At 61.1% G+C, this 12,835-nt stretch carries 8 protein-coding genes and 1 pseudogene; 7 read left to right on the forward strand and 2 right to left on the reverse strand.

What is annotated here, in order from left to right:
- The first annotated feature begins 147 nt into the window (after positions 1-147).
- From F2P67_RS05915 to F2P67_RS05935, 5 genes are all read left to right on the forward strand, one after another.
- Positions 148-2,598: a glycogen/starch/alpha-glucan phosphorylase gene (locus F2P67_RS05915; RefSeq protein ID WP_166218497.1), complete on the forward strand. Its 2,451-nt coding sequence runs from the start codon at positions 148-150 to the stop codon at positions 2,596-2,598.
- 102 nt (positions 2,599-2,700) lie between these two features.
- Positions 2,701-6,297 carry a DUF2339 domain-containing protein gene (locus tag F2P67_RS05920; protein ID WP_166218499.1) on the forward strand — a complete coding sequence of 1,199 codons (3,597 nt, stop codon included), beginning with the start codon at positions 2,701-2,703 and terminating at the stop codon, positions 6,295-6,297.
- Positions 6,294-7,658, forward strand: coding sequence for a DUF3999 family protein (locus F2P67_RS05925; protein WP_166218501.1), 1,365 nt, complete (start codon positions 6,294-6,296; stop codon positions 7,656-7,658). The genes F2P67_RS05920 and F2P67_RS05925 overlap by 4 nt, the downstream gene beginning before the upstream one ends.
- 331 nt (positions 7,659-7,989) lie before the next feature.
- Complete coding sequence (locus F2P67_RS05930) at positions 7,990-9,000, forward strand: class 1 fructose-bisphosphatase (RefSeq protein ID WP_007961744.1); 1,011 nt, start codon at positions 7,990-7,992, stop codon at positions 8,998-9,000.
- 3 nt (positions 9,001-9,003) lie between these two features.
- Positions 9,004-9,606 carry a DUF924 family protein gene (locus tag F2P67_RS05935; protein WP_166218503.1) on the forward strand — a complete coding sequence of 201 codons (603 nt, stop codon included), beginning with the start codon at positions 9,004-9,006 and terminating at the stop codon, positions 9,604-9,606.
- A 182-nt stretch (positions 9,607-9,788) separates the two neighbouring features.
- On the opposite strand, the gene F2P67_RS28015 is transcribed toward F2P67_RS05935, so the two are convergent.
- Both F2P67_RS28015 and F2P67_RS28020 read right to left on the reverse strand, forming a co-directional pair.
- Positions 9,789-10,553, reverse strand: coding sequence for a methyl-accepting chemotaxis protein (locus F2P67_RS28015; protein ID WP_371917810.1), 765 nt, complete (start codon positions 10,551-10,553; stop codon positions 9,789-9,791).
- A gap of 93 nt (positions 10,554-10,646) precedes the next feature.
- Positions 10,647-11,681, reverse strand: a pseudogene (locus tag F2P67_RS28020) (HAMP domain-containing protein); the annotation flags it as partial.
- Between the two features lie 281 nt (positions 11,682-11,962).
- On the opposite strand from F2P67_RS28020, the gene F2P67_RS05945 reads away from it, so the two are divergent.
- Positions 11,963-12,217, forward strand: coding sequence for a lipoprotein (locus tag F2P67_RS05945; protein ID WP_034152995.1), 255 nt, complete (start codon positions 11,963-11,965; stop codon positions 12,215-12,217).
- Positions 12,218-12,247: 30 nt separating this feature from the next.
- A complete protein-coding gene (locus F2P67_RS05950) occupies positions 12,248-12,817 on the forward strand; it encodes a lipocalin family protein (RefSeq protein WP_166218507.1) in 570 nt (189 codons plus the stop codon).
- The last annotated feature ends 18 nt before the right edge of the window (positions 12,818-12,835 follow it).

The following is a 12,835-nucleotide window of genomic DNA, read 5'->3' on the forward strand; positions in this document are numbered from 1 at the left end:
CGGCACGGCCCCTGCATTCATTCGCTCATCCGCCAGGGTAATGCCGGGCCATCTCACCGTCTCAGGAAAAACTGCCGAACCTGCGCCGCTACCGTCGGTCAGACCGTCTAGGCTCAGACAATTCCCCGCTCGCTCGAGGTCCTATCGATGACTCAAGAACCACTAGTTCGCGAAGCAGAGGTGGCCGCATTCCGCGACGCCGTCCTGACCAAACTCACCTACGCGGTGGGCAAAGACCCCGATCACGCTTTCGACCATGACTGGTTCGAAGCCATTGCCCTGGCCGCGCGCGATCACATGGTCGAGCACTGGATGGATCACACCCGGCAGATTTACCGCAAAGGCCAGAAACGGGTGTATTACCTCTCGCTGGAGTTTCTCATCGGTCGTTTGCTCTACGACAGCCTGAGCAATCTCGGCCTGCTCGATGTCGCCCGCGAAGCGTTGACCGAACTCGGTGTCGACCTCGAACGCATCCGCTTGCTCGAACCGGATGCGGCGCTCGGCAACGGCGGCCTCGGGCGCCTGGCGGCGTGCTTCATGGAAAGCATGTCGACCCTCGGTATCGCCGGCCACGGCTACGGCATTCGTTATGAACACGGCCTGTTCCGTCAGGCCATCGTCGATGGCTGGCAACAGGAGCAGACCGAGCATTGGCTGGATTTCGGCAACCCATGGGAGTTCGAACGGCCAGAAGTCGTTTACAGCATTGGTTTCGGTGGCAGTGTCGAAACCGTCACCGATGCCAGCGGCAAAACCAAGCAAGTCTGGTCTCCCGCCGAGACCGTCCGCGCAATTGCCTACGACACACCGGTAGTCGGCTGGCGTGGGGCCAGCGTCAACACCTTGCGCCTGTGGCGCGCGCGGGCCATGGAGGATTTGCACCTGGAGCGCTTCAACGCCGGTGACCACTTGGGCGCTGTCGCCGAAGTGGCCCGTGCCGAGAGCATCTCCCGGGTGCTCTACCCGGCGGACAGCACCGAGGCGGGGCAGGAGTTGCGCCTGCGCCAGGAATATTTCTTCGTCGCCGCATCGTTGCAGGATTTGCTGCGCCGTCATCGCAATATGCACACCTCGGTGCTGACCCTTGGCGACCACGCGGCGATCCAGCTCAACGACACGCACCCCTCGATTGCCGTTGCCGAACTGATGCGCCAACTGGTCGATGTTTATGACGTTGCCTGGGATGCGGCGTGGCAAGTCACCGTCGATACGCTGTCGTATACCAACCACACGCTGCTGCCAGAAGCGCTGGAAACCTGGCCGGTCGGCCTGATGGAACGCATGCTGCCGCGACACATGCAGATCATTTACCTGATCAACGCCCAGCACATCGATTCGCTGCGGGCCAAGGGCATTCACGATTTCGACGTGCTGCGTGCGGTGTCGCTGATCGAAGAGGACAACGGCCGCCGCGTGCGCATGGGCAACCTCGCGTTCCTCGGTTCACACAGCGTCAACGGCGTGTCCGGTTTGCACACGCAACTGATGCGTAAAACCGTGTTCGCCGAACTGCACAAGCTCTACCCGGAGCGGATCAACAACAAAACCAACGGCATCACTTTCCGCCGCTGGCTGTTCCAGGCCAACTCCGAGCTGACCTCGATGCTGGTCGATGCCCTTGGCCCGGATGTGCTCGATAACCCCGAAGAACGCTTGCTCGATCTCGAGCCGTTCGCCGAGAAAACTGCCTTCCGCAAAGCCTTCGCCGAACAACGCCTGCACAGCAAGAAAGCCCTGGCCTATCTGATTCACGAACGTTTGGGCATCGCGGTCAACCCGGCGGCGATGTTCGACGTGCAGGTCAAACGGATCCACGAATACAAACGCCAGTTGCTCAACCTGCTGCACACCGTGGCGCTGTATCAGGCCATTCGCGCCGAGCCTGAGGTCGACTGGGTGCCGCGAGTGAAAATCTTCGCCGGTAAAGCGGCGGCGAGTTATCACCAGGCCAAGCTGATCATCAAACTGACCAATGACATCGCCCGGGTGGTGAACAACGACCCGACGGTGCGCGGCCTGTTGAAAGTGGTGTTCTTGCCCAACTACAACGTCAGCCTGGCGGAGAGCATCATTCCGGCGGCGGACTTGTCCGAGCAGATCTCCACGGCAGGTTTCGAAGCATCGGGTACCAGTAACATGAAATTCGGCCTCAACGGCGCGCTGACCATCGGCACGCTGGACGGTGCCAATGTGGAAATGTGCGAGCGCATCGGTGCCGAACACATGTTCATCTTCGGCCTCAGCGCCCAGCAGGTAGAAGCGCGAAAACAGAATCACGAGTTCAGCGCGGCGCCGGACATCGCCGCCTCGCATCGCTTGAACGACGTGCTGCAGGCGATTCGCAGCGGCGTTTTCTCGCCGGACGATACCTCGCGCTACACCGGTTTGATCGATTCGCTGGTGGATTACGACCGCTTCCTGGTCTGCGCCGACTTCGATTCCTATTGGGATGCGCAGAAGCGCGTTGAGGAACACTGGCACGACAGCAACAACTGGTGGCGCTCAGCGGTGCTCAACACCGCGCGGATGGGCTGGTTCTCGTCGGACCGGACGATTCGCGAGTACGCCACCGACATCTGGAAAGCGCTGGAATAACTTTCCGCAACAAATGTACGGAAGGCCCAACGTTTGTTGGGCCGGGCCGATATACTGAGCCCTGGTTCCGCCCCGTTTCGGGGCTGCTCAGGGATATCGACCATGCAATGGATGTTCATGTTGATCGGGCTGGTGCTTGGCTGGCTGCTCGATGAGTCGTTCAGCTCGGCGCTGTTGGGCGCGTTGCTGGGCTTGGCGATCGGGCAGACACTGCGTATTGCTCGGTTGGGCTCGCAGGCTGCTGAACAGCAGCGTCAACTTGAACAGGCGAAAGTCGCCTTGCAGGCTGTCGAGCAGCGTCTGTTTTTGCTGGAAGGCGCGCTGCTCCATACAGCACCACTCCCGAGCGCGACAGCGGCCGCCGAGCCAGTCGTCGAACCCGTCAAAGTTGCCGAAGAGGCACAGGTACCAGCCCCTGAGCTGGTCTGGGAACTGCCGCCCGAACTCGACCCGATAGCCGCCGTCGCCCGGCAGACCGGCCAACCGCTGCCGGACGATGTCTGGCGTCTGGACGCCGTTACCACTGAACCGGAACCCCGACAACCTGCCGAACCCCGTGGCCCCAACCTCATCGAGCGTGGCATCAGCGCCGCACGCAACTGGTTGTTCGGCGGCAACACCGTGCTGCGTGTCGGCGTGGTGTTGCTGTTCTTCGGTCTGGCATTCCTGTTGCGCTATGCCACCGAAGGCATGGTCGTGCCGATCGAGTTGCGATACGCCGGCGTCGCGGCGGCAGCGCTGGGCCTGCTGGCGCTGGGCTGGTGGCTGCGGCATCGCAACAACAATTACGCGTTGATGCTGCAAGGCACCGGGATCGCGGTGCTGTACCTGACGGTGTTTGCGGCGATGCGTTTGCACCCGTTGCTCGATCCTTCGGCGGCCCTTGGCTTGCTGGTCGCGGTGACGGTGTTCTCGGCGATTCTGGCGATCACCGAAGACTCGCTGGCGCTGGCGGCGGTGGCCGCACTCGGCGGTTTCGCTGCGCCGATCCTGACCTCCACTGGCGCTGGCAACCACATAGCGCTGTTCAGTTATTTCGCGTTGCTCAACGCCGGCATTCTTGCGATTGCGTGGTTCAAGGCGTGGCGGTTGCTCAACCTGATCGGCTTCGTCGGCACCTTCGGCATCGGGTTCGCCTGGGGCCTGCGTTCGTACACGCCGGAGCTGTTGTGGAGCACCGAGCCGTTTCTGATTCTGTTCTTTCTGATGTACCTCGCCATTGGTCTGCTGTTCGCCCGGCGCAAGTTGCTCGACCTGCCTGACGCCCCGGCGGAGGGCGACCGTGAGGCGCTGCTGCACTGGTCGGCGCGCAAAGGCGATTACGTCGATGGGACGATGCTGTTTGGCCCACCGATCATCGGTTTCGGTTTGCAGTTTGCTTTGGTCCAGCATCTGGAGTTCGCCGCAGCGTTCAGCGCCCTTGCGCTGGGCATGATTTACATGGCACTGGCCAAAGTGCTGATGGGCGGGCGCGCGATCCTGCTGGGTGAAACCTGCCTGGCACTGGGCGTGATTTTCGCCAGTCTGGCGATCCCGCTGGGGCTCGATGCGCGCTGGACGTCGGCGGCGTGGGCGGTGGAAGGCGCGGGAATTTTCTGGCTCGGTTTGCGTCAGCATCGCCCGTTTGCCCGGGCCTTTGCCTTGCTGCTGCAACTCGGTTCGGCGCTGGCGTTCCTCAGTCAGCTGCACGTCGGCGAAAGCAGTTTGCTCGACGCTGCGCCGCTCGGCGCGTTGATGCTCGGTCTGGCGTTGCTGTTCAGCTTTTATCAATTGCGCAAGGCTTCGTCGGAGCAGGCGTCGCCGTGGGAGCGTCAGGGCATGCCGGTGTTGGCGTGTCTGGGGCTGACTTTTCTTTATCTGCTGGCGCCGCTGTTCTTCTTCGTTCAGGGCACGGCGATCAGTTGGGCGCTGGCAGGGCTGGCGACGTTGTTTGCCGGGCTGCGCCTGCAGTCGCGTACGTTGCTGTTCACCGCGTTTACCGTGCAATTGCTCGGCGGCGCGTTATTCCTGTTGCGTCTGCAAGGCGCGGACGAGGATTCGGCGGCGGTGTTCAGCGCCGGTTGGAGCGGCTTGCTTAGTGCGTCGTTGATCGGTCTGGCACTGATCGCCGGCATGTTGCTGGCAGCGCGCGACGAGATGGTGCGCGGCGATGTGCGTTTGTTGCGCGGTTTGTCGGTGGTGCTGCTGGCGGGGTTGGTGCTGATCAATCTGGCGGTGTTGTTTGTGCTGCCGTGGCAGACCGCGAGCGCGGTGTGGGCGGCCAGTGGCCTGTTGATCATCTGGCTCAGTCTTTACCTCAAGCAACGCGTGAGTTTTGTTTTCGGTCTGCTGTTGCAGTTGATCGGTGGCGCGGCGTTTCTGCTGGCCGGTCCCGAGTTGCTCGGGCCGCTGTCCAGCGAAGGGCTGAAGCCGTTTGCCCATGGTGGCTTCTGGACGCCGCTGGTGCTGGGGCTGGCGGCGATGATTGGCGCGTGGCGTCTGCAACTGGGTAATCACGCTTCGGCGTTCGATGTGCTGAGCTTGCAGCGACTGTCCGAAGTCTTGCTGGTATGGGGCGCCGGTTGGTGGGCGTTGGCGTGGGTCAGCGAAGTGCTGCGTTTTGCGCCGTTGAATCTACAGGGCACGCTTTTGTTGTTGGTCGCGGCACTGAGTGTCGCACTCTGGTCGTTGTTGTCTCTGCGTCTGAAATGGCCGGCGCTGGGCCTGCTCTGCACCGTGCTGATTCCGGCAGCGGGACTGGTGTTATTGGCGGCGTGGCATTCGCGTTATCACCCGGCGGCAGACTTCGGCTGGCTGGCGTGGGCAGCGGTGTTTGCGGTGCATTTCTTCAGCCTGCGACGTCTCGAGCCGATGCTCCCGGCCCGCGCTTTGCGCACGGCGCATGTGCTCGGCTGCTGGCTGTTGATCGGCGTGCTGGCATTGGAGTTGCGCTACGGCTTGCTGCTGTTGTCCGAGCAATACAACGCCTGGCGCTGGCTGGGCTGGGCGATTCTGCCGAGCCTCTATCTGCTGATGGCGGCTGCACCGCGTAACTGGCCATGGCCGGTGGCAGCGTTTTCTCGTGAATACCGTTTGTACGCCGCTGCACCGCTGGCGGTGCTGATGCTCGGCTGGTTCTGGCTGGCCAACGGCGTCAGCGATGGCAACGCCGAACCGCTGCCGTACGTGCCGCTGCTCAACCCGCTGGAACTCGGTCTGCTGTTCGCCTTGTTCGGCGTTTACGTCTGGTCGCGCAGTGCCGTGTCGCAACTGTCGATTCGCCAGGACTACGCCGATTACGCCACGCAACTGATCGCCGGGGTTTCGCTGTTCGCCTTCTGCACGGCACTGGTCACCCGCGCTGCGCATCATTGGGCGGGCATTCCGTTCGAGCTGGATCTGTTGCTGGAATCGATGCTGGTGCAGGCCGGATTATCCATCGTCTGGACGCTGATGGCGCTGGGTCTGATGATCGGCGGGCATTTGCGTCATCGCCGTGAGGTCTGGCTGATCGGCGCGGCATTGATTGCGCTGGTGGTGGCCAAACTGATTTTTGTCGAGCTGAGCAACCGTGGCGGTCTGGCCCGAATCGTCTCGTTTATCGGCGTTGGCGTGTTGTTGCTGGTGGTCGGCTATTTTGCGCCGCTGCCGCCCAAACGCGTCGAAGCCGAACCGGCGGCGGACAAACCTGCCCCGCAAACCGAAGGAGTTTCATCGTGAGTCGTATGCGAAAGCTGGGGTGGTTGGCGTTGGGCGTGGTGATGACCGCCGGCGCTCAGGAGAAACCGGCGGACTTCGCTACGCAAGTGCCGCTGTCCGTCAGCGGCAACGGCCCGTGGTATCGCCTCGAACTGCCGCTGAACGTGCAATTGCAGGCGCGTCAGACCGATCTCAGTGACCTGCGCGTATTTAACGCCGCCGGCGAAGCGCAAGCCTACGCCTTGGCCCGCGAGTCCGCGCAGACCCGCGATGACGGTCGGTTGAACGAGGTCAAATGGTTCCCTCTGTACAACGCCGCTGACGCCACTGAGCGCGCGCCGAACGTACGTGTGCAATCCACCACCACCGGTACGCTGGTTGAAGTGCAACCGTCCAGTCAGTTGGAAGCCGGCGAAGAAGTGCTGCGTGGCTGGCTGCTCGATGCCAGTGCAATCAAGGCGCCGTTGCAGCAGTTGATCCTCGACTGGACCAGCGAGCGCGATGGCTTCCAGCGTTTCAGCATCGAGGCCAGCGACGACTTGCAGCACTGGCAGCCGTGGGGCGAGGGGCAGGTGGCGCGGCTGACCTTTTCCGATGAGCGCATCGAGCAGCACGAAGTGACGTTGCCGGGGCAATCTGCGCGCTATTTGCGGCTGCTGTGGGAATCGCCGAATTCGGCGCCGACCCTGACCTCGGCGCAACTGAAAAGCAGTGATCCGCGAAACGTGCCGCTGCCTCTAGTCTGGTCAGAAGAACTGGCCGGTAGCAGCGTCAAGGCGGGCGAATACACCTGGCAACTGCCGATGGGGCTGAGCGTCGAGCGGGTGCAGGTTGAGTTGAAACAACCGAACAGTCTGGCGCCAGTGACGTTGGCGGGGCGGCGCGAGAGCAGCCTGCCGTGGCAGACACTGAGCAGCGGCTTGCTCTATCGCCTGACCCAGAATGGTCAGGACGTGGTGCAAAACGAACTGCAGCTTTATGGGCAAACCGTGCAGCAACTGAAACTGGCGGTTGATGAGCGTGGCGGCGGATTGGGTGAGCAGGCACCGAGTCTTAAATACGCGGTGCGGGCGACTCAGGTGATTTTCCTCGCTCGCGGCGAAGGGCCGTACAGCCTGACGCTCGGTAATCCGACGGTGAAAACGGCGAACCTGCCGTTGTCGACGCTGATCCCGGATTTCAAACCGGAAAAACTGACAACGCTGGGTAAGGCGTCGGTGCAGGGTGAAGTGGTTGTCACGCAGACATCGACCGCGCCGACGGCGGCGGTGGCCGAGACCCACTGGAAGAAAATCGGCCTATGGGCCGTGTTGCTACTGAGTGTGGTGTTTCTCGGGGCGATGGCGTTCAGCCTGCTGCGTAAACCTCCTGCCAAATCCTGAAAAGGCGGGTGCTGTGCACCCGATCGCGAGCAGACTCACTCCTACAGTTGATTGCATTTCTCCAGATGCAATGCGATCCCTGTAGGAGTGAGCCTGCTCGCGATAGCGGTCTCCCAGCCAACAAAAATCCTCAAACGGCCCCTTCACTCAACCACCACCCGTCCCGAACCGGTCTACGCTAAATCCGCTACCTGAACTCTCCACCGACAATCACGTCTCATGCAGGCAAATACACCCCAACGCACGTTACCGGGCGTCTTCGCTCGCTACGTTTTCAGACTCCCTGTAAACTGCGCGGGTTTTTAGCCCCCCCATTCCACCGGAGCCGTCCATGTCCCGCGTTACCTTGAGTCGCTATTTGATTGAGCAGACCCGCAGCAACAACACTCCTGCCGATCTGCGCTTCCTGATCGAAGTGGTGGCGCGTGCCTGCAAGGAGATCAGCCACGCCGTGTCCAAAGGCGCCCTGGGTGGTGTTCTGGGCAGCATGGGCACTGAAAACGTGCAAGGCGAAGTGCAGAAGAAACTCGACGTGCTGTCGAACGAAATCCTGCTCGAAGCCAACGAGTGGGGCGGTCACCTGGCCGGCATGGCGTCCGAAGAAATGGACAACGCCTACCAGATCCCGGGCAAATACCCGAAGGGTGCCTACCTGCTGGTATTCGACCCGCTGGACGGTTCGTCGAACATCGACATCAACGCGCCGGTCGGCACCATCTTCTCGGTACTGCGTTGCCCGAACGAATACCTGAGTCAGAACGAACCGCTGAACGAAAAAGCTTTCCTGCAGCCAGGCACTCAGCAAGTGGCTGCCGGTTACGCGATCTACGGCCCGCAGACCATGCTGGTGCTGACCCTGGGCGACGGCGTCAAAGGCTTCACCCTGGACCGCGAAATGGGCAGCTTCGTGCTGACCCACGAAGACATCACCATTCCTGAAACCACCCAGGAATTTGCGATCAACATGTCCAATCAGCGCCACTGGGAAGCCCCGGTACAACGCTACGTCAGCGAACTGCTGGCCGGCGAAGAAGGCCCGCTGAAGAAGAACTACAACATGCGCTGGGTTGCGGCGATGGTTGCCGACGTTCACCGCATCCTGACCCGTGGCGGTCTGTTCATGTACCCGCGTGACAGCCGCGAGCCGTCCAAGCCAGGCAAACTGCGTCTGATGTACGAAGCCAATCCGATGTCGTTCCTCGTAGAGCAGGCGGGCGGCGCGTCCACCGACGGTCACCAGCGCATCCTCGACATTCAGCCGGAAGGCCTGCACCAGCGTGTTGCAGTGTTCCTTGGTTCGAAAGAAGAAGTCGCTCGCGCCACGGCTTACCACAAGGAATAAATCATGACCGCGCCCTGGCAGCCGTTGCTCGATTGGTGGTTCGGACACGCCGAATCAGCGGACGAGATATCGGCGGACAAGGGCAAGTTGTGGTTCGGTAAGCGAGACAGTCAAGACCTCGAAGCGCGTGAGCGTTTCGGGGTCTTTGTCGATCAGGCCATGGCCGGCGAATTGACCGAGTGGACGCAACGTCCCGAAGGTTGGCTGGCGGTGGTGTTGCTGCTTGATCAACTGCCGCGAATGATCTTTCGCGATACCCCCAAAGCTTTCTCCGGCGATCTGCGTGCGCAGAAGCTTGTTGCGCAAGGCATTGCTGCGGATTTCGACCGGCAGTTGAAACCGATTCAGCGGGTATTCATTTATCTGGTATTCGAACACTGCGAAAACCTCGCGGTGCAGAACGAAGCGGTTTCGCGATTCATCGACTTGGTGGCTGAACAGCCGGAAGCGCAGCGGGCGGTGTTTGCGGACAATCTGGATTATGCCGAGCGGCATCAGAAGGTGATCGCCAGGTTTGGCCGGTTTCCGCATCGCAATGCGGTGTTGGGAAGGGAGTCTACGGCTGAGGAGTTGGTGTTTCTTTCCGAACCGGGTTCACGGTTTTAAGAACTTTCCCTCACCCTAGCCCTCTCCCGGAGGTAGAGGGGACTGACCGAGGTGATTGGGCGAGGTACGCCGACCTGAAATATCGAGTCGCACTCAGTTCTGGAACATCCCCCGATCGGCTCCCTTTCCCCCTCGCCCCCTTGGGGGAGAGGGCTGGGGTGAGGGGGTAAAGCCCTTGATCTTTAAATGCGAAAACTACCGACCAATTGCTTGAGACGCGCCGCCTGCTGCTCCAGATCCGAGCAAGCCCGCAACGTCGCCTGTAAGTTTTCCACACCTTCCTGGTTCAGCGTGTTGATCTCGTTGATGTCGACGTTGATCGACTCGACCACAGCGGTCTGCTCTTCGGTTGCAGTTGCCACCGACTGGTTCATCCCGTCGATTTCGCCGATGCGCTGGGTCACGCTGCCCAGACGTTCGCCAGCCTGATTGGCGATGCCGACGCTGCTTTCGCTCTCGCGCTGGCTCTCGGTCATGATGCTTACCGCCTGACGCGCGCCGACTTGCAGCTCTTCGATCATCTTCTGCACTTGCTGCGCCGAATCCTGGGTGCGGTGCGCGAGGTTGCGGACTTCGTCGGCGACCACGGCGAATCCACGGCCAGCCTCACCGGCGCGCGCGGCTTCGATCGCGGCGTTCAGGGCCAGCAGGTTGGTCTGCTGCGAGATGCTGGTGATCACCTCCAGAATCTGGCCGATGTTCACCGTGTTGCTGTTCAGGGTTTCGATGTTGCCGCACGAATCGCTGATCTTCGCCGACAGCTGTTGCATCGCGTGGATGGTTTTATCCACAACCTGCTGGCCATCGACCGCCAGGCTGCGTGCATCGCTGGAATGCTGCGAGGCGAGGGCGGCGTTCTGGGCGATTTCCTGGGCGGCGGCGCCGAGCTGGTTGATTGCCGCCGCGACGCTGTTGGTGCGTGTCGCTTGCTGATCGGAGTTGTACATCGACGAGTTCGAGGCCGCGACCACACGCAGGACCACTTCGTTGACTTGCCCGGTGGCCGAGGACACTTCGCGGATCGACGTGTGAATACGCTCGACGAAGCGGTTGAACGAGGTGCCCAGTGCGCCGAATTCGTCATTGCCGTGAATCACCAGGCGCTTGGTCAGATCGCCTTCACCTTCGGCGATGTCGTGCATGGCGCGGCCCATGGTCAGCAGCGGCTGCAGCAACACACGTATCAGCATGCCGAGCAGGGCGATGATGATTACCACGGCAATGACCATGGCGATCAGCGCCGAGGTGCGGAATTCGCTGAGCATCGAGAACGCGGTGTCTTTGTCCAGCACCAGCGCGACGTACCAGTCGGCCGACGGCACGCCGTTGACGCGGGTGAAGGAGACCAGTTGAGTCTTGCCGTCGAACTCGACTTCTTTCAGACCCGGACTGACTTTCGGCGCGCCGTTCGGGTAGGCCTCGGCCAGAGTCTTGAGCACCAGTTTGCTGTCCGGGTGAATCAGAATCTTGCCATCGGCGCTGACGATGAATGCGTGGCCGTGGCCGCCGAAGTTCAGCGAGTTGATGATCGCGCTGACACTGGTCAGGTCGATGTCGGCACCGGCCACACCAATCATCTGGCCCTGGCGCTGGACCGGGGTGGCGACGGTGATCACCAGTTTGCCCGACGAGGCGGCGATGTACGGTTCGGTGACGATGGTCTGCTGCGCGCTGTTCGCCGCCTTGTACCAGCCACGGGCGCGCGGGTCGTAGTCCGGCGCGCGGTTGCCGGCGGGCACGGAGAACATTACGCCGTCAGCGCCGCCAAAGTAGCTCAGCTGGAAATTGCCGGTGTAGGCGGGCAGGTCGATGATGCGTTTCAGGCTGGCTGTTGCGTTGCCGTCGGCAGCGACTTGCTGGGACAGCGATTGCAGCAATTGAATGCGGCTTTCCAGCCAGGTCTGGATGTTGCTGGTGGTCAGACTGCCCAGTTCCTGCATCGACGCATCGGTGCTGGTGCTCAGGGCTTCGCGCTGTCGATAGTCGTTGAACAAAATGAAACAGGCGAACGCAACGGCCACCACGAGGGCGGCAGCCAGCAAGATCTTGTGGCTGAATTTCATGTTTCTGGTCATCGAATGAACTACCGCGAAGGGGCTGGTCAAGAAAGGGCGGCAATTTGCCACACTCGAGGGCTTTGCGCTGCTCTTATTTCGACCGCGGCGCGCCAAAGATTAGGCGTCTTTTGCGAAATGCGACGAAATGCGCAATAGCCCTACAAAGTGTCTGATTTACCGACAAATGCCGGACGAGTGGCGGGAAAATTAGGCCTTTGTCGAGGGAACCAGATGAGGGTTTTCTCTTCTAAGCTTCTGGTTGGCACCATGCCATCCCCCCTCGTTCCAGGAGTTACACCATGTCGCTGCGATCCCTCGCCCTGCTGTCGTTTTGCGTGCTGTTGGCCGCATGCAGCAAGGTCAATCAGGAAAACTACTCGAAACTGTCTGCCGGCATGGCCAAGGCCGAAGTGGAAACGTTGCTCGGTAAACCGACCGATTGCTCGGGCGCGCTCGGCATGTCCAGTTGCACCTGGGGCGACAAGAACAGCTTTATCAGCGTGCAGTACGCCGGTGACAAAGTGCTGATGTTTTCCGGCCAAGGCCTGAAGTAAACCGGGGCCTCGCGCCCACGGAGAAGAAAAATGAAGCGGTTATTGCTAATCCTTTTTGCCGGCCTGGTACTGGCCGGCTGCGCCAGTTCCGGCGTAGATCCGTTGGCGCCGAAGACCGTCAACAGCGTCAATCTCAAACGCTACCAAGGCACCTGGTATGAGCTGGCGCGTCTGCCTATGTACTTCCAGCGCAATTGCGCGCAATCCGAAGCCCGCTACACCCTCAAGCCCGATGGCAATGTTGCGGTGTTCAATCGCTGCATGACCACGGACTGGCAGTGGGAAGAGGTCAAAGGCACGGCTTATCCACAGGTGCCGGGCAAGACCGACAAGTTATGGGTCGAGTTCGATACCTGGTTCTCGCGGTTGATTCCGGGTGTGGCGAAGGGCGAATACTGGGTGTTGTACGTCAGCGACGACTACAAGACCGCCATCGTCGGCGACCCGAGTCGCAAGTACTTGTGGCTGCTGTCGCGTACGCCGACCGTCAATGGTGTGGTGCGCGAAGAGCTGCTGAGCAAGGCGCGGCAACAGGGGTACGACACCACGCGACTGATCTGGCGAGCGTCGGATCGGCAGATGGCCAAGACTTCGAACTAAGAACACTGCAAAACCAAT

The organism is Pseudomonas atagonensis, assembly GCF_011369485.1.
In the GTDB taxonomy this organism is placed as follows: Bacteria; Pseudomonadota; Gammaproteobacteria; order Pseudomonadales; family Pseudomonadaceae; genus Aquipseudomonas; species Aquipseudomonas atagonensis.

Excerpts from the sequence above, each read along its gene's own strand:
- F2P67_RS05935 (WP_166218503.1), top strand. The coding sequence starts at position 9,004 with ATGACCGCGCCCTGGCAGCCGTTGCTCGATTGGTGGTTCGGACACGCC.
- F2P67_RS05930 (WP_007961744.1), top strand. The coding sequence starts at position 7,990 with ATGTCCCGCGTTACCTTGAGTCGCTATTTGATTGAGCAGACCCGCAGC.
- F2P67_RS05915 (WP_166218497.1), top strand. The coding sequence starts at position 148 with ATGACTCAAGAACCACTAGTTCGCGAAGCAGAGGTGGCCGCATTCCGC.
- F2P67_RS05950 (WP_166218507.1), top strand. The coding sequence starts at position 12,248 with ATGAAGCGGTTATTGCTAATCCTTTTTGCCGGCCTGGTACTGGCCGGC.
- F2P67_RS28015 (WP_371917810.1), bottom strand. The coding sequence starts at position 10,553 with ATGTACAACTCCGATCAGCAAGCGACACGCACCAACAGCGTCGCGGCG.
- F2P67_RS05920 (WP_166218499.1), top strand. The coding sequence starts at position 2,701 with ATGCAATGGATGTTCATGTTGATCGGGCTGGTGCTTGGCTGGCTGCTC.
- F2P67_RS05945 (WP_034152995.1), top strand. The coding sequence starts at position 11,963 with ATGTCGCTGCGATCCCTCGCCCTGCTGTCGTTTTGCGTGCTGTTGGCC.